This window comes from Algoriphagus confluentis (assembly GCF_036245625.1).
Taxonomy (GTDB): Bacteria; Bacteroidota; Bacteroidia; order Cytophagales; family Cyclobacteriaceae; genus Algoriphagus; species Algoriphagus confluentis.
The window spans coordinates 144421-162948 of the sequence record NZ_BTPD01000005.1; the positions used below are offsets into that span (position 1 = coordinate 144421).

An 18528-nucleotide genomic window follows, 5' to 3' on the forward strand; every position below is an offset into this window, starting at 1 on the left:
CCTAGTTATCAACTTATGAAAACTTCATTCGGCTATTTAGCTTTTCTTATCTTGTCCTTCGTTGCGCTATCTTGCTCCGGACAGAGTTCCTCAAAAAAAAGTAAAGAGGAAGTTTACTCCTACAAAACCGCCAGCTTTGATGGGATCGGAAAAGTGTATATGGGAAGAGAAATCTCCTTTGTGATGGGCTTTGAGGGCATGTCTTGGCTGGAACGATCCAGTAGGGAAAAGGAAGAGAATGTTTCCAAAGCCATTGATAACTTACCCGTTCAGCCCAATAGCGTGGTGGCAGATATAGGCGCTGGTTCTGGATATTTTACTTTTCGGATAGCTCCAAGAGTACCCGAAGGCAAAGTCTATGCAGTGGAGATTCAAGATGCAGCCATTCAATACCTGACCACCAAAAGCAAGGAATTGGGATTTTCTCAAGTAGAACCCATTATGGGGACTGAAACTTCGCCTAACCTTCCTGAAAACACTGTGGATGTAGCCTTGATGGTCGATGTCTACCACGAGCTGGAGTATCCGGTAGAGATGCTTGCCGGAATCAGAAAGGCGCTAAAGCCAAAGGGAAAACTGATCTTGATCGAGTACCGGGGAGAAGATGACTGGATTCCCATCAAGCCCCTTCACAAAATGACGGTAAACCAGGCAAAAAAGGAGCTGGAAGCCAATGGATTTAAATTAGTCCAAAACGGGAAATTCCTCAGCATCCAGCATTTTTTGGTTTTTGAGCGGGTGGATTAGGATTTTTCCAGTGCCAGACTTGAATTGAATCGTTGGATTTCTCCATTCATCACGCGAAACCAAAGCGGAGGAATTAAGGCTAAAAGCATCATTCCGGGATAGCCGGTGGGCATTTGGGGACTCTCTTCGTGGTGCCTGAGAACTTGATATTTTCGACTTGCGATGTAGTGGTGGTCCGAATGTCGGGACAGCTCGAGTAATATCATTCGGCCTATGGGATGGTTGGAATTCCAAGAGTGAATGGGCAAAGTCCTTTCATAGTGCCCGTTTTTCTTTTCCCTCCGCAGACCATAATGCTCGATGTAGTTGACCGTTTCCAAGAGGAGAATTCCTACCAGGGCTCCCAGTCCAAAGAAGAGAAGAGTTTCCCAACCAAAAGCAAACCAAATAGCGCCCAACAAGACTAATTGAATGAGTTGAAATCTCAGCATTTCATTTTCCAAGGACCAAAAAGGGAGCGACTTCTTATTCAATCTTTCTTTTTCCAGCCTCCAGGCAGACCGATAGCTTCCTGTGATGGTGCGGAAGAAAAAAGTATAGACATTTTCTCCCAACCGACTGGATGCAGGGTCCTCATCGGTGGCTACATTCCTGTGATGTCCCCGATTGTGCTCAATGAAAAAATGCATGTAGAGCGTAGTCAGCAGGAGCATTTTACTCATCAACTGCTCGTACCATGTGGATCTATGACCCAGTTCGTGAGCGGCATTGATGCCTAAGACCCCGCAGGACATTCCATAAGCTAAGGCCATTCCGATTTTGGTGGAAATAGAAAGGCCTTCCTGACTGATTTGAAAAAGGAAATAGGCCAGCATCGCATACTGAACCGGCACCAAGAAATAGAGAATCCAATCGTAGGCCCTGTCCTTTTTGACCAATTCTTCCTCCAAAGCTTCAAGGTTTTTGCTGGAAGAACGGGTAAAAAGCTCAACCAAAGGAATCAGACCGAATACAAAAATCAAGGCAGAATAAGACCAGGCATTGGCCGACCAAAGGGAGAAAGCCACCACCAAGGGGATGATGTAGACAAGGAGGTATTTGGCAGCACGGAGATTCATTATACCCAATTTAGTCCAAAGCAAGAGGAAAAAAAAGGCTTTTTGACCCCTTTCCTTTGATTGTGGATTTTTCGTTTTCGGGTGCACGGTGAAGCTTGAGTATCCATTTTTCCGCCCTATTGGCTGGACTTTTTCAGGAAGTAAGGAGGGGTGGCTTCCATGCGGATAAGGTTTAGACTTTGGTGTTGGTCTATCCTGAGAGTTGGTTGTTCATCAAAACAAAACCATGAGTTAACATTGAATTCACAGCGTTTGGGGAGTTTTGAGAATGCACAGGAAAAAGGTATGGATTTTATTGATTTTCAGCTGTATGGTTGGGTCTTGGGCAAAGGGTCAAGATTCCAAAGCTAGTCTGGACCTGAGTCAGGCTGAACGCTTGCTATCCAACAATCCCGAAGAAGCCTATCGCCAAATTACCGCATGGGAAAGAGAGCAATCTGATCTCTCAAGCATAGCGTATGGGAAAGGGCTGATGGTCAAGGGCAAGCTGCTCTACCAGTTGGGCTTGTATGAGGAAGCATTGGGACCCTTGTACGAAGCGGAAGTCCTATTTAGGAAAAATGAGTGTTTGCAGTGCATTGCTTCAAGCCATAACCTCTTGGGCAAGCTCTACTACAAGATCAAAAGTGCTGAAGAAGCCCTACAAAGACATGAGGCTGCGCTTGAAATCTACGAAAGCCTAATGGAACATCGGGGAATCTCAGAGACCAAAGCCTATATTGGGGCGATGCATGAGAAGATGGGGAACTATTCGCTTGCATTGGAGTACCAAAACCAGGCCTTTGAGGGATACCGCAAAGGAGGAACGCCCGGGGAATTGGCCTTTGTCATGGAAAACATCGGAAGCATCTATGAGGACCGGGAAATGTATGATTCAGCCTACCGATACTTTAGATTATCCTACCAATACAATCTGCTTGCCGGTGACAGTACCTCGCTAATCGGCAACTTGAATAATCTCGGGGATGTGTTCCGGAAATCGGGAAAGCTGGATTCAGCTGTTTGGTTTTCCTCCCTGGCTTTGGAACTGAGCCAAAGGCAAAACAACAATTATCAACTCCGCAGTGCTTTGGTGGATTTGGCCAAAGTAAGTGCATTGGCAGGAAGGTATGAGGAGGGGTTTTCGTATTTGGAGGAAGCCCGCCAGGTCAGCGAACAGTTGTTTTCTGAAGAAACAGCCCGCCAATTGGCCCTTAAAGAAGCTCAATACGAGGTAAATCAAAAAATTGCCCAGATCAACCATCTCAAAGAGGTGAGCCATTCAGAATCAAGAATCAGGTGGTTGCTGATCTTCACCATCTTCACCTTGATTTCTCTCGCCTGGACCATATTCAATCGGCAAAAACTCAAACTTAAAAACGGAAAAGAACTCCTGAGCCGTCAAAACGAACTCTTGGAAATCAAGGAGCGCCTGATCGCCACGGAAAAAGAAAACATCAATCTTCTGGAAGCTAGAATGGCAGCAGAAGTAGAGGCCCAATCCAAGGCAGTGACTGCTCAGACCCTCCATGTCCTGGAAAAAAATCAAATGCTGATGAGCATACAGGATCGATTGAAGAAAGTCCTCGAGGAGGATCCCAAAGACCAGAAAAAGAAAATCCGAAACCTGATCAAGCAGATTGATTACAATTTCTCTCAGGATACTGACTGGGAGGAGTTCAAATCAAGTTTCGAAAAAGTGCATCAGGATTTTTTCAAAAAACTCAATGAGAATGGGCAAGAACTCACCCCTGGCGAACTGAAGCTTGCCAGCTTGATGCGGATGAATCTCAATTCAAAAGAAATAGCGTCTACACTTGGGATCTCTCAGGACAGCCTCAGAATATCCCGATACAGACTTCGGAAAAAACTCAATCTGGAAAAAGGAACCAGCCTCCAGCAATTTCTGCTTTGTATATGATTCACGATTTGTTAATCTCTTTTTAACACAAGGTAAAGTATTGTAAATCAATAGGTTGAGTTTTGTTTTTTACTTTTTGTAGAAGTTTTGTTAACGGTGGTTTTCAGCCTTGTTGCTCAATTGATAACATGGAAAACTAGTCTGGTGATTGGGCTTGGACTAATCTTGCAATGAGATTTTAACCAGCCAATTATGCGTAAAAAAATTACCCCGCTTTATTTTCTTTTAGGCCTTGCAGCCTTAGCCTGCCAATCCCCTCAAACGGATAAAGAAGAGTCCAAAACAGATTCTCTGACTACGGTCCAACCCGTTTATATCACCGATCCCGTCCTGTACGATTCGGACGATCCTGCCATTTGGATCAATCCCAACGATCCTTCGCAAAGTTTAATTGTGGGGACGGACAAGGATTCCATAGGGGCCTTGTACGTCTATGACCTCAGAGGGAAAATTATTGATTCGCTAGTCAGAAGGGACATCCTCCGGCCCAACAATGTGGACATTGGATACCGCCTTTCCTTAGGATCGGATACCGTGGATTTTGCAGTTACCGGAGAGCGACTCACCTCAAGACTGCGTTTTTTCACCCTTCCAGAGATGAGGGAACTGCGAGCTCCGGGTATTGAAATTTTTAAAGGAGAGACCGGCCCGGAATATCGGGACCTGATGGGAGTAGCAGTGTATACCAGTCCCAAAAGCGGAAAAACGTACATCATTGCCGGCAGAAAAAACGGACCAACTGATGGTTCTTATTTATGGCAGTACGAAGTAGTATCTGTCCAGGGAGTACTTGATCTTCAGCTGGTCAGGCAGTTTGGACAGTATTCCGGAAAAAATGAAATCGAAGCTATTGCCGTAGATGCAGAGTTGGGCTATATCTACTACTCTGATGAAGGGGTAGGAATCAGAAAATATCATGCAGAGCCGGAAATGGGCAATGAAGAGCTGGCGCTCTTTGGCACTGAGGGATTCAAGGAGGATCACGAGGGGATTTCCATTTACAAAACTTCAGAAACAGAAGGATACATCCTGATTTCGGATCAACAGGCCAATCTTTTCCGGGTTTTTCCCAGACAAGGCACACCTGACGGACCTCATATTCACCCCTTGATCACAGCCATACCGGTAAGCACCCAATCCAGCGACGGGTCTGAGGTCACCTCAGTGGCTTTGGGAGCAGATTTCCCCAGAGGACTTTTTGTAGCCATGTCTGACGACAAAACTTTCCAGATCTACCGATGGGAGGACCTGGAGCAGGTAATTCTTCAACCCCAATCCAAGTAATTTCTAATCCATTTCTATATGAAAAAGTATCTAGTATTCACGCTTGTTTTCTTGCTCCTCGGCTCAGCTGCAGCATGGGCTCAGGGAGTTCTCAAAGGAAAAGTAATCGATGGAGATAAGCTCTCACTTCCGGGAGCAAATATAGTCCTGGAAGGGACCTCCATAGGGACCATCACCAATCAAAAGGGGGATTTTGCCCTGACAAACCTGGAATCCGGGATCTACCAAGTTCAGGTTTCCTACTTGGGCTACGAATCCCTCACCCAAGAAGTAACGATCAAAGACGGGGAGACGGCCGTTTTGAATTTCACCATGAACCAAGCCACTTTGGAAAGTGCGGAATTTGTGGTCTTTGGGGATAGGCTAAAAGGCCAAGCCAAGGCCCTAAATCAGCAGAAAAACAATCCCAACATTACCAACATCGTGTCTTCTGATCAAATCGGACGATTTCCCGATGCCAATATCGGAGATGCATTGAAGCGGATTCCCGGGATTACTATGCAAAATGATCAGGGCGAAGCCAGAAATATCATTATCCGTGGCTTGGCACCCCAGCTGAATTCGGTGACCCTAAACGGGGAAAGAATTCCCTCAGCAGAAGGAGACAACCGGAATATCCAAATGGATTTGATTCCCTCGGACATGATTCAAACCATAGAAGTAAACAAAGCTGTCCTTCCCAATATGGATGCAGACGCGATTGGAGGATCTGTCAATCTGGTTACCCGACAGACTCCAAACGGACTCCGGGTATCCGGTACAGCAGCTTCCGGGGTCAATCTTCTTACAGATAAACCCATCTGGACCGGGGCTTTCATTTTGGGTGACCGCTTTGCCAAGGATAAGCTTGGTGTCGTCTTGTCCGCCTCCTACAATAACCACACCTTCGGATCAGACAATGTGGAGGCAGTTTGGTATGATTCTGATGAAGGTGCTGTTTTGGAAGAATTTGATATCCGAAAATACTTGGTTCAGCGAGTAAGAAGGTCGGTCAACCTTGCTTTTGACTATCAGATCAGCGCCAATCACACCCTATTTCTATCCGGTATGTACAATCATAGGGATGACTGGGAAAATCGATTTAGGATGAGAGTGGGCAGACTTGACGACTCTTTTGACGACGGGGAATTCACTGAAGTGTCTCCGGGTAGGTATCAGACGTTCGGACGGGTAGAATTTCAGACCAAAGGTGGACTGGACAACGACCGAATCAAGGCTACCCGATTGGAAGATCAGCGGGTTTACAATGCCACATTGGGTGGGGACCACTTGTTCAACAGGCTGAAAATGGACTGGAATGTGACCTATGCCAAAGCATCCGAAGAGCGGCCCAATGAGCGCTACATTTCCTACAGATCTTCAGGGCAGAATGTGACGGTAGACGTATCCAATCCAGAGCAGCCTTTGGCTATTCTGTCCAATCCTTCAGACAATCTGGCTATTGGATTTAATGGGATTTCAGAGCAGTATAGCTACACTTTTGATCAGGATTTGAACGCTCGCTTGGATTTTAAACTTCCGTATTCCAACAAGGGGATTCTCCAGTTTGGTCTTCGATATCGGGGCAAGGATAAGGAGAGAGCCAATAATTTCTTCGAGTATGAACCCGTGGATGAAGATGCTTTTGGAGCCACCCTTGGAGCCGTGCCCAACAGAAATTATTCCGATCCCAATTACCTGGCAGGTTCACAATATGCCGTAGGGACATTTGCTACTCCGGAATTTCTCGGCGGACTGGATTTGAGAAATGGGGGGCTATTTGAAGAGTCCGACCTTCTGGAAGAATATGCCCCGGGTAATTATGTGGCTAATGAGCGAATTTCTGGAGCGTATGTGATGGCTGACCACCAGTTTTCTGAAAAGTTCTCGGCTATTGCAGGGTTGAGGCTAGAGCACACGGCCATTGACTACACCGGAAATATCTTTGATATTGACAATGAAGAAATCTCCCCTACCTCTGGAGATCAAAGCTACACCAACCTGATGCCAGGGGTTCACTTCAAGTATGATCCCAACTCAAATACCGTACTGAGATTTGCCTGGACCAATACCCTTGCAAGACCCAATTACTTCGATTTGGTCCCTTATGCGGCTTTCAGTATTGAAGATCAAGAACTGGAACGTGGAAATCCCAACCTGAAGCCTTCCACATCGATGAATTTCGACCTGATGGCTGAGCGCTACTATGACAATGTGGGTTTGTTTTCCTTCGGAGGATTCTACAAGGATATAGACAGTTTTGTCTATACCATCACCACTCAAGGGTTTGATGATCCGGTTTTTGGAAGTGACCTGCAGTATTCCCGCCCCGAAAATGGCGGTACGGCTACTGTTTACGGCTTGGAAGCCTCATTTCAACGACAGTTTTTGAAAAACTTCGGGATCTACCTCAACTATACCTATACTGCCTCCTCTACCGAAGGAATCGAAGGTCGAGAAGGAGAAGACCTGGAGCTCCCCGGCACAGCAGGCAATATGTTTAATGCTTCCCTTTCTTATGAAAACAAGCGACTAGTAGTGAGAGTCTCGCTCAACTATGCCTCTGATTATCTGGACGAGCTGGGAGGAGAGGGTTTCGAGGATCGATACTACGATCAGCAGACCTTTCTGGACGTAAATGCCTCCTATGCCTTTACTCCAAAGTGGCGTTTCTTTGTGGAAGGCAACAACCTTACCAATCAGCCTCTACGCTACTATCAGGGTATTCAGGCCCGAACCATGCAGGCCGAATATTACAATGCCCGATTTAATTTCGGATTGAAATTTGACTTATTCAATTAACCCCAATCCTTGGGGCCTTTCAACTGTCCTTTCCGAATGGAGAGGACAGTTTTTTTTTGAATTTCGGGGTTTATGCACTTCATGGGATTTCCCTATCTTGGATTTTTAAACCCTTTATTTGATCCTATGGCCTCCAACAAAACCACCTTTCAGTTTATCAGCGAACCCGGAGATGTAAACTTTGGGGGAAAAGTCCATGGAGGCACCGTGATGAAATGGATCGATCAGGCGGCCTATACCTGTGCCAGAAACTGGGCCGAGAGCTACTGCGTCACGGTCTACGTAGGAGGAATCCGTTTTTACAAGCCCATCGGAATCGGGGAGGTCATAAAGATCGATTCACAGGTCATCTACACCGGCAGCTCCAGTATTCACATCATGGTGGAGGTCTATTCCAGAAGTTTTGAGCAGAAGAAATTCGAAAAAAAGACGCACTGCATCATCATTTTTGTCTCGGTTGATGAAAACGGAAATCCAAAAAAGGTCAAGCCATGGGTCCCAAAAACCGATCAGGAAAAAAAACTGGAAGAATACGCCCTCAAACTCAAAACACTCCGGGAGGAAATTCACGAGGAGATGCGACCGTTTTTTAATGAATGATTATCTCAATTCCCGTTTTACCTTCTCCAAAAACAAGCCCTCCACATAAAACTGCCAATCCCTGAAGTTGAGTGCCTGATTGGCCAAATGCACATGGTGATCCTGATCTAAGATATAGTCTTTAGGTTTGTTGAGTTGGCGGGTTTTGCCATAGACTTCCTCTACATTGGCTAGCAGGGTAGCCCACTCTGCTTCCATTTCCTTTAATTTGGAAAGGGCTATATCCCGCTTTTCTCCACTGGGTTCATCCAATTCCGCCAAAGTCAGGATAGCACGATTGGAAAATTGAACCACCTGAGCTACCTGCTCATAGACTTCCAGTGGATAGGTGTTTCTTACTGCCGACTTTTTGGCTTGACTGATTTGCTTTAGAATAGTATCTACTTTTGCCAGATTGGTTTGGGCCAATTGAATTTTGCTTTGGTAGTTTTCAGACCATTTTCCTGCCGAATCCAAATCAGGGAAAGAAATCACAGCCTCCTGAATAGGATTTTCCAGTTTTCTAAGGCGATTTCTGTCTCGGCCCTTATCCAAAAGCATATTTTTCCATTCGGCCACAGGGCCTTCCAAGGCGTTGATAAACTCAAAATCTGCAGAGGCCAAAGCAGGTCCGAAAGTCCGCTGACGATAGGCTTGGTGTAATTGGTCCGAACTTCTTTTTTCACCCGCCCAAGTGTATTCTGCAAAGATGGCTATGCCTCTTTGATACAATTCGAAATGAGGTGAATCATCATCCCAAAGGGTAAGGAGAAGGCCATCTGCTTTGTTTCGGATGGAAATCAGCGCAAAATCACGGATGTTGTCCGTGTTACTTTGATCCTGTGGCATCAGGTTCCAGCGGGTTTGTCCAGCAGTTGCACCCATTACTTTTAGTCCATTGTCGGTAAACCATTGAATTGCCTGATTATTCCCTGGAGACTCCGGCATATCGTAGTTCCAGCGCATGTAGATGCAGTTTTTCGGAAATAAATCAATGTACCTGTTGAGCTTGGATTCATTGGCTGACCAGATACTATCCACTTGGGCTTGGGTCAACTTTCGGTCATAAATGGAGCGGTAGACTTCCGCGTTTTTCAAAGGCATATCGTCCCAGAAAATGGGAGTTAATCCTTTATTCGAAGCGTATTCGCTTACCCGGTTTAGCCAGATGAGTTGGAGTTCCAGCGGGGATTTTCCTGAATTTCTCCCCGTGGTATGTACCTCATCTCCGCCCACATGCAGGTAATTGGCATGAGGAAAAGCTTTCAAAGCGTCTTCGTACAGGTCAAACTGGACCCGGTAAGTCTCTTCATTCAGCGGATTGAAAGCCCAATCACTCTCCGGATCATCACGAAGTGGGATGAATTCAGGATGTTTGAGGATAAAGGATGCATGACCCAAGCCTTGAACCAAAGGGCTGATGCGGATATGTCTGGCTAAGGCATAATCGCTCAGTTCTTTCCACTCCGCAATCGTAAAGGCATCCGAAGAACCCACTTTGGGTTGCAGTTCATACTTGAGTTTGTCCTCGATCTCCACGATGACTGCATTGATTTTTTGCGCAGCCAATCGATCCATCAATTCGAAATAGTATTCCTTTTTCTCCAAATGGTGCTTTACATCCAGATGAACGGCACGGTAATCTAAAGCGGGTTCGTCTTTGATTTTCACCAAAGGCAAATCCGCATTCTGATCTCGGGCATCCTCGATTAGTTGTCCTAGAGTCATAAGGCCATACCAAAGTCCTGCATCACTGGGTGCCTCAATCAAGATTTCCTTAGCTGTGATTTCAAGCAGATACCCTTCTTCCTTCAGGCCGGAATCCAAGGTGTATTTGAACGAAATCATTTCTATCCCTTCCAAATCATCCTGCTCAATCATTGCTGTTTTTGCCTGATCAAAAGATGCTTTGACTTCTACCAAGTCCAAGGTAGACTGTCCTGAGATGGTGATTTCCTTTGGACTTGGAAGGAGTTCAAATTGAGCTGGTTTTTTTTCCGGTGAGCTACAGGCATTCAGGATTATTCCAAGTAGACCGATCAGAAAATAGATGGGCAGTTTTTTCATGGTTTTGAGATTTCCTTTTCCAAATGAGGAATGCAAATCAAGTTGGTGTTTTCTTTTTTTGGAATTGAAAATGGTTAGCTCAGACCAGAATCATTTCAATTGAAAAAGCCAGATTTGAGCTATTTCTTGACCAAAAATTGATTCACATCCAACCAATGGATAAAGGCATCAAACCAGCGATTGCTGGTGCGGTTCGGGTTGCCGAGTCCGAAGCCATGACCGCCGTTTTGGTAGAGATGAAACTCGACCGGTTTGCCTGCTTTGTACCAGGATTCGATGATGCCGGATTGACCATTGTAGAGGAAATCATCCGTGGCTATCACATTAAACATCGGAGGTGCATCGGCTGGTACGTCCACCGGACCCATACCTCCGTAGATAGGGCCTATAAAGGCCAGTTTCATGGTTTTGGAATTCAACGTGGAGTGCATAGTCAGTCCCGCGCCGGCAGAGAAGCCGATCATTCCGATTCGGTTGATATCCACTCCCCATTCTTGGGCTCGATTTACGATCATGGCGTAGGCGGCTTCGGCATCTTCCAATTGATTGGAGAGGTCGCGCTGTGGAGGTCGGGGTGCTGGAGTAGCCGATCCTGAGCCTCCGGAAGCAGGTGGAGCGGGAGCGGCAGGTCGGGGTCTGTTCATCCAAGCAGAAAAGTCCTCGAGCGAAGGAGGGGTAGGGTTGAGTCGGTATTTGAGCACAAAAGCAGCGATTCCTTGCTTTGCTAGAGCCTCGGCCACTTCCCAGCCTTCATTGCCCATGGACAGCCAGCTGAATCCGCCTCCCGGAGCTACGATCACTGCGGCACCGTTTGCTTTTCCGGGTTCGGGAAGAAAAGGAGTCAAAGTCGCCGTAGAGATATTCCGTGCCATAGGATCACCCCATTGACGGAACCAGGTTTCGGGTGCAGGTTGATTGTCCACACCGCCGGTGCCGAGTAAGATGGCATTGGGTTCGGCGGGATTTTCCAGTGGGTAGATGGTGCCGTCTTGGGCAAAAACTTGACTGGAAACTACCAGAGTTAAGGCTACAAAGCCTGATTTGATCAGTTTGTTCATAGGTTTAGGTTTTTTGGGTTTGAAAGGAGTAAGATATTGGTTTTGTGGGGAAAAGTCAGGGTGTTTTTGATTTTGGGAAATTGATTTGGGTGGTTTTTCAAAAAAGCAAGAGGAGAAAATGCTTTTTGGAGAAAGCGAAATATTTTTCGGGAATTTGAAAGAGTAAATAATGCCTTTAGGCCTAGTCGGTATAATCCCTAAAACCAAGTCAGAAAAAGTCAAATTCAAAATTTTTTTGGTGAAAGTGAATTTCAGCTCAAAAATAGAAAAGAATCGATTAGAGTTTTAGGTGTACTTAAAAATCCCCACTTATTAAAATATTACTTGTCTAAGTGGGGTTTTGTGAACCTGTCCCTTGGTGCCTGAAAAACTACTGATAGTCGAGCGTTGTTGCAAACTACGCTCAGTCCAACGTCAAACTACACCCAGGTGGGAGGTTAAGGGAAATAGATTTGAGGGAAAAATGGAAAGTGGCAGTCGCTTCTTTGAAGTTGTCAGGGCTTAGTCCTCGATCGCCTTTTTCCCGCTCACCGATTTAGGAGAAAATTCCGTTGGCTTGACCGGGGCTTTAGCCAACCATGTAGGGTGAGCGAAGTCTAACTATTTCTAGTTTTGGTTCTGCAATTTCAAAGTTTTGGTCTTGCCATTTCAAAATTTAGTCTATGTTAATTCAAAATTCGTTTTGTGTTATTTCAAAATTGAAATTACATTTGAGAAAAAAATATGCTGATTTACAGACATATAGTAGCATCTATTGAAGCAATGATCCCAAAGTATCCGATCATCGCTCTGACCGGACCAAGGCAGTCAGGAAAAACCACCCTGCTCAAGAGCCTCTTTAAGGGATACCGATACGTTAGTCTCGAAAATCCAGATGCTAGAAACTTCGCCGAAACGGATCCCAATGGATTCCTAAATGAATATGACCATCAGGTGATCTTTGACGAAGTGCAAAGAGTCCCCGCACTTTTTTCCTATTTGCAAAGCAAGGTGGATGAGAAAAGTCCCGAAACAGGCATCTATGTACTTTCTGGTTCGCAAAATTTCCACCTCATGGAGCGTATCACCCAAAGTCTGGCTGGAAGGGTTGCTATCTTCAAACTTTTCCCTTTGGATACCCAAGAACTGCAACAGGCGGGACTATTGGCAGAAGACTACCTAAGCCAAATGGTCAAAGGCTTTTATCCTGCCATTTATGACAAGGATATTCCCCCGAAGACCTTTTATAGCAATTATATCCAAACCTATATCAACAGAGATGTGAGCGAACTGATCGCTGTGAGGGATATGCGGCTTTTTCAAAATTTTCTAGCCTTATGTGCCGGGAGGGCTGGACAACTGCTTAATCTCAATGCCCTTGCCAACAAAGCCGGAATTAGTCAGCCCACGGCAAAGGCCTGGCTGTCTGCCTTGGAACATAGCTACATCACATTCCAGCTGTATCCCTATCATAAAAACTTCAACAAGAGAATCATCAAGACTCCCAAACTGTACTTCTACGATACGGGATTGTTGGCGCATTTGCTAAAAATCCAACATCCTGAACAGCTCACAGCCGATCCTCTGAAAGGAGCGATATTCGAAAACATGGTCATCGCTGACTATGTCAAGCAGATGCACCACCGAAGCGATCTGTCGGATATCTGGTTTTGGAGGGACTCTTCCGGCAACGAGGTAGATTTGATTATTGATCAGGGTCTGGAAAAAACGATCGTCGAAATCAAAGCAACCCAAACCATCCTATCAAATCTTCTGGAAGGATTGGTGAAGTATGAAGCGATTTCTGATGAAAAGATAACCCAAAAGATTCTCGTCTATGGAGGGGCCCAAGTTCAATCGAGAACCATGGCGGATGTGGTTTCCTGGAGTAGGTTTAGAGTAGGAAATGAACCTGGCTAAGAATGGCTTGTTCTTTCGCCCAAAACTCCCTACGCTCGGATAGGTTTCTTCTTTTTGCCCTTGAAGTTCAATTGGGTGCTGGGGGGCAAAATCCGCTCCGGCCAGGTTTAAATAAGCTATGGGAAGCTGGGGGTTGAAACCTCTGGCTATTGGATGTATCGTCCCGATGGAACTGATATAGAATTACCTTACATTGGACAATAATGCCGTAGGCATGATAGATTATTTAGCCAGCCATTTTAATGGCTGGAAAAAATGGCTAAGGATTACCGAAAATGCCTTTAGGCATGGCCGATTTTTTTTAAATTAGTTTAGATCCAAAATCCAATTTACCATGCCGAATACGTATTCAAAGATGTATTGCCAGGCCGTCTTTGCGGTGAAATACAGAAAAGCGGTCATTCAGGATTCATTCAAAAGCGAATTATATGCTGTAATTGGAAACCTAATCAACGAGACTGAAGCTAAGACTCTCATTGTCAACGGACATGTCGATCATGTTCATTGTTTGTTTCAGTTTTTTCCTAAGCAATCAGTCTCCGAGATTATGAAAAATGCCAAATCCAAATCTTCCAAGTGGTTAAACGAATCCGGCCTTCTCGGGAATAGGTTTGAATGGCAATCGGCATTTGGTTCTTTTACCTATAGTGAAAGGGAGATTGCCAAAGTTTTTGACTATGTGAAAAATCAGGAAATCCATCATCAGAAAATGACCTTCAGAGAGGAATATCTGAAAATGCTAAAGGCTCATAAAATTGAATTTTTGCCAGAATATCTTTTTAAGGAGTTGGAATAATACATCGCCCGCCCCTATGGGGCTTTGGCCAAATTTGGCGGTAACTTTCAAATCCAGAGGTTAAAACCTCTGGCAAAGTGAGGGGCCGTCCCTATGGGACTTTGAAGGGGAAATGCCGTTAGGCATGAACGATTGCTTAGCCAGTCATTTTAATGGCTGGAAAAATGGATTGACACCGATTTTCCAAAATGCCTTTAGGCATGACTTTAGGCATGACCGATATTTTTCCGAAAACGAAGTCAGGAAACCGCAAAATCAAGATTTGAATTTCCTGCGAATTCCATCGCTACAGATGTACGGTATCGTTTGGATATGAAGGGGTTTTGCAAACTACACTCAGGCCAGCGTTAAACTCAGCTCAGCGGAGATTACAATATTTGTAATTCTCTTAACCACAAGGGGAGCATAAATGGAATTAAAATAATGATAAGGAAACTTATTATATCAAAAATATTCCATTTTTCATTTGGCTCTATTGTAAACCGGTTTGTCATAATAACATGCCTTTTGAATAACAATAAAGACAAAAGATCTAAAAGTTTGAATAGAACTAAGAATAAAAATGGCGCCATAAGTAAGAGAATACTCCCTTTTTTTTGGAACTCTAAATTTGGGCTGTAAGATAAATGACAGATAAAAAGTAATACCGAAGCAAATACTAAGTTGATGTAAAATGTCTTCGTATTTCTTAAATATATATACCATCTAGTTATTAGCGTTGGAATCCAAACATAAGCGACTGTTACTATTAATAAGATTGTGTAAACATCCATTTTGTAAAACTTTATGAAATATCCCCGCTGGGTGTTGTAAAAGCCTCTGTTTGGACGCTGGGTGGAATTTGCAATTCCTCCCCATTATCCCCGTCAAATTGCAATTGGCTTTCATTCTCAATTTGTCAATGATATATCCTCTCAATTCCCGGATCCCTATTTCCTCAACCCCTCCAAATAACTCACCAAATCCACCAATTCCTGTTCGCTTAGCGGGAAGGCGGGCATCAGGGATTCGGAAAGTTGGGTAATGGAGGCGATGTCGGCAAGCTTGTAGATGGTTTGTTCGCCGCTACCGACGAGCTTTACGATCAGGTCGTTTTCGGTCTTGGAGTTGACGATACAGCGGATTTCCTTGCCGTCTTTGAATTTCACCAGTTGGGTTTCGTAGCCGAAGCCCATGCCTTCGGATGGATTGATAATCGCATTGATCAGTCCTTCCCGGCTGAGTTTGCCTCCGATTTGAGTAAGGGCAGGGCCGAAGTCCACGCCTTCATTGCCTATCTTATGACAGGCCACGCAGTAGGTGGAAGCCAAGGTTTTTCCTTTTTCCACTTCCCCTTTAGCAGAAAGCATTTTCACCAAGTCATAGCCTTGCGCGATGCTGTCCCCGTATTTTTCCAGAGCCAGCACACGGATATTTCCGTTCCAGCTGCTCATCAGGATCTTTTGGGCGATAGGGAGCAGGTCAGCAGGAATCTGGTCTTCCTTGGCTAGTTCCCAAAGTACTGCCTCGGACTGATAGCCTTTGGCTTCTTCCATGGCTGCGGTTCGGATGGCGGTGGAGGCTTGGTCGTTTTTCCAGAATTTAGCCAGCAGGTTAGCCATGTCCGGAGTATCCACTGAACCAAATTTGCGAATGGCGACGATGGCTTTGGTTTCATCGGGATTCTTCATGGCCTGCTCGATCTCACCCATGCCGTACAGAGACGCGAAAAGTCCGGCAGACTGATTGGCCAAGCCCCGGTTTTCCTCCTGATACACCAAGCCTAGCAGACGTTCTTTCTGGTCTTTCAGCTGGTATTTGCGGACGATCTCGAGAAAATCCCGATCATCGGCAATTTCTCCTGCCTTGGCTTTGGCCAGGTTGAGGAGTTGGGAATCCGGTTTTTTGGAATCAAAAGCTACCTGTCTCAGGATGATAACCTGATCTTCGTTTTGGCCCTTGGCCAAGAGGTTTTTGAGGGTTTGGTTTTTCAGATCGGCGGTTTGGAAATCCAAAGCCCGGTAGTAGCGATGATCCGCTGGACTGTTTTCCGCTAGGATCAATTCCTCCAAGAGTGCCGGAGTACCCGTTGACCTCGACCTCCAAATCAGGTCTTTGGCCTCAGGTGAATTGCTCCAGCCTTGACCCAGTTTGGCTAGGTAGGCCGGCAAATAGCTGTCCCAATGGTATTCCGCCGCGATGCCCAAGGCCTCCAAATACCAGCGATCTCCACTTCGATAGCCTTCGGCCAGTTTCAGCCACACCTCAGGAGCATCTTGGTATCGGATGGCTACCGCCACTTCCCGACGCACCTGATCGGAAGGATCGGCAGCGAGTAGAGGCAAGAAGGAGGGATCGTTTAGCTTGTTCATTCGGGAGGCCCGAACTGCCGCCACCCGGATATTTTCATCGGCATCTGCAGCGGCTTTGCGGATGTATTCTTCTCCATTGGGGAGCTTGCTCAGCAACCAAAAAGCGCGGGCTTTCATGCGGGATTCCTCGGAGGCATAGCCCTTTTCCAAGGCATCTTTGGCCTCAGCACCTTTTTCCTTCAAAGCCATAAAAGCTTTGAAATGGATCGCCCGATTGGGGTTTTGCAGGAGGTCGATCAGGGATTCGACAGAAGAATAATCCGGTGCTTCCACTTTGTATTTGGACTTTTTCGGAGCGAGGCGATAGACCCGGCCTTTTTCCAAATCCCCCACAGCATGGCCGCCTACGCCCGGATCGTACCAATCGGAAATGAAGATCGAGCCATCAGGAGCCACAGTCACATCGGATGGACGAAACCAGTTGTCACGCTTGTTGCCATCCAAAATCGGCTTGACTTCACCCGTAAAACCCGCTCCGGAAGCCTGTACGGGATACATGCGGATCACATTGGGACCGGCATCGGCGTGGATGACCTGATTTTGGTATTCAGCGGGGAGGAGTTTGCCTTCGTAGACGAGGATGCCGGTGGGTGAACCCGCATAATTCTGCACCAAATTAGGCACTACACCTGGATCGTTGAGGTGCCAGTGCTGACGCCAAACGGAGTCTTCCATATTCACCCGTCGGGTTCTCCAGTCGGCTTTGGTCATTTCGTCTTTGAAGCCGTAGTTGCCGTAGTCCATCACGAAGTTGATCCGCGTGGAGCGGTTGCCGTCGTCGTCGTTATCACTCTGCCACATGCGACCATAGCTGTCCACGGCGAGTTCGTAATTATTTCGGAAGTTCCAGGCCAGGACCTCCGGATTACTGCCGTCCGGATCGCAGCGGAAGACCATGCCTTCCTGATAGGGAGCCGTTTCGGAGGTGACGGGGCGACCCAATGGATCCAAAATCGGGGTTCCATCGGCATGATGCAGGCCTTTTCCCTCGTTGCCGTAGTTGAAATAAAGTTTGCCATCCGGCCCAAACGTGAAGGCATGCATGCCGTGATCGTGCTGTACGCCGCCCACTCCGGTGAAAAGGACTTCTTTTTTATCGGGCACATCGTCCCCGTTTTCATCCGTAAAGACAAAGACATTCGGGCTGACGGAGACAAAGATCTTGTTGCCAAAAACCGCAATTCCCAAAGCAGCATTGATGTCGGTTCCCTGGTAGAAGACCGTGGATTTGTCCGCCTGACCATCTCCGTCGGTATCTTCGAGGATCAGGATACGGTCTCCTTCGGAATTGACCGGATTTTTGGGGTTGAGGTGATTTCGGTAGTTATATGCCTCGGTGATCCACACCCGACCCCGGTCATCGATGTCCATATTGGTCGGGTTGGTCATCATGGGTTCGGAGGCGAAAAGTGTCAATTGCAATCGGTCGTCCAGCACCTCGATTCCGTCCAGTGCAAATTCAACGGAGCGTTTTTGCTCATCGGTGAGGGCATCGTATTGTTCTTGGCTGAGTGGAGGTTTGGTGGTATCGCAGGAAAAAGTGAGAATGCCCAGTGCGATCAAGGCTAGAATAGGTTTTTTCATCGGTATTTGGGATTATTGGCTTGATTTCTTCTGAAAATCAATGGATCTACAAAATAGAAGGAATTCGTTTGAGATCAAAGGAAATTTAACTGTTGAGGATTTTAACCCCTAAGGTCACAGAGGATAAAAAGGAGGTCGCTAGGAGAGGATTTACTGTTCTTCCGGGTTTGCTTTGAGTTCAATTATTTCTGAAAAGCAAAAAAAACTGAAGCTTTTTAGGTGAACGAGTGACTTTTGACTGATTCTAAGACTGTTGATTGAAGAGGCGCTGAAGGCGCATCCTGTAAAAACCCAGAATTCAATTCTGGGTAATAGATGAAAGGCTTCCCAAGAGCGCTGAAGGCGCGATCTGTTATGAATGAAAATTGGGTATATTTTCCTGATTTTGGCTTAGCCTCGATTCAGTTAAGAACTTCCTTACTTC

Annotated in this window: 11 protein-coding genes; 7 read left to right on the top strand and 4 right to left on the bottom strand. The window is 46.0% G+C overall.

What is annotated here, in order from left to right:
- The first annotated feature begins 15 nt into the window (after positions 1–15).
- Positions 16–747: a class I SAM-dependent methyltransferase gene (locus AAA943_RS08935; RefSeq protein ID WP_338223883.1), complete on the top strand. Its 732-nt coding sequence runs from the start codon at positions 16–18 to the stop codon at positions 745–747.
- Here AAA943_RS08935 and AAA943_RS08940 read toward each other — a convergent pair.
- Positions 744–1805, bottom strand: a complete 1062-nt coding sequence (locus AAA943_RS08940) for an alkane 1-monooxygenase (RefSeq protein ID WP_338223884.1) — start codon at positions 1803–1805, stop codon at positions 744–746. The genes AAA943_RS08935 and AAA943_RS08940 overlap by 4 nt on opposite strands.
- Positions 1806–2115: 310 nt before the next feature.
- Here AAA943_RS08940 and AAA943_RS08945 point away from each other — a divergent pair, with 310 nt between their 5' ends.
- The 4 genes from AAA943_RS08945 to AAA943_RS08960 all read left to right on the top strand — a co-directional run bounded on the left by AAA943_RS08945 (position 2116) and on the right by AAA943_RS08960 (position 8370).
- On the top strand, positions 2116–3705 hold the full coding sequence (locus AAA943_RS08945) for a tetratricopeptide repeat protein (protein ID WP_338223885.1): 1590 nt from the start codon (positions 2116–2118) through the stop codon (positions 3703–3705).
- A gap of 192 nt (positions 3706–3897) precedes the next feature.
- On the top strand, positions 3898–4989 hold the full coding sequence (locus tag AAA943_RS08950) for a phytase (RefSeq protein WP_338223886.1): 1092 nt from the start codon (positions 3898–3900) through the stop codon (positions 4987–4989).
- 18 nt (positions 4990–5007) lie between these two features.
- Positions 5008–7770 carry a TonB-dependent receptor gene (locus AAA943_RS08955; protein WP_338223887.1) on the top strand — a complete coding sequence of 921 codons (2763 nt, stop codon included), beginning with the start codon at positions 5008–5010 and terminating at the stop codon, positions 7768–7770.
- A gap of 126 nt (positions 7771–7896) precedes the next feature.
- The gene (locus tag AAA943_RS08960; protein WP_338221801.1) at positions 7897–8370 is read left to right on the top strand and encodes an acyl-CoA thioesterase; all 474 of its coding nucleotides are present in this window, start codon (positions 7897–7899) and stop codon (positions 8368–8370) included.
- On the opposite strand, the gene AAA943_RS08965 is transcribed toward AAA943_RS08960, so the two are convergent.
- The gene (locus tag AAA943_RS08965) at positions 8371–10416 is read right to left on the bottom strand and encodes a family 20 glycosylhydrolase (RefSeq protein ID WP_338223888.1); all 2046 of its coding nucleotides are present in this window, start codon (positions 10414–10416) and stop codon (positions 8371–8373) included. It abuts the gene before it with no gap.
- Positions 10417–10535: 119 nt separating this feature from the next.
- On the bottom strand, positions 10536–11474 hold the full coding sequence (locus AAA943_RS08970; protein WP_338223889.1) for an alpha/beta hydrolase: 939 nt from the start codon (positions 11472–11474) through the stop codon (positions 10536–10538).
- 723 nt (positions 11475–12197) lie between these two features.
- On the opposite strand from AAA943_RS08970, the gene AAA943_RS08975 reads away from it, so the two are divergent.
- Both AAA943_RS08975 and tnpA read left to right on the top strand, forming a co-directional pair.
- Complete coding sequence (locus AAA943_RS08975; protein ID WP_338223890.1) at positions 12198–13373, top strand: ATP-binding protein; 1176 nt, start codon at positions 12198–12200, stop codon at positions 13371–13373.
- A 334-nt stretch (positions 13374–13707) separates the two neighbouring features.
- A complete protein-coding gene (tnpA, locus tag AAA943_RS08980; RefSeq protein WP_338223891.1) occupies positions 13708–14169 on the top strand; it encodes an IS200/IS605 family transposase in 462 nt (153 codons plus the stop codon).
- Between the two features lie 929 nt (positions 14170–15098).
- On the opposite strand, the gene AAA943_RS08985 is transcribed toward tnpA, so the two are convergent.
- Positions 15099–18104 (bottom strand): PVC-type heme-binding CxxCH protein, encoded by a 3006-nt coding sequence (locus AAA943_RS08985; protein WP_338223893.1) that lies wholly within the window; start codon positions 18102–18104, stop codon positions 15099–15101.
- Between the last annotated feature and the right edge of the window lie 424 nt (positions 18105–18528).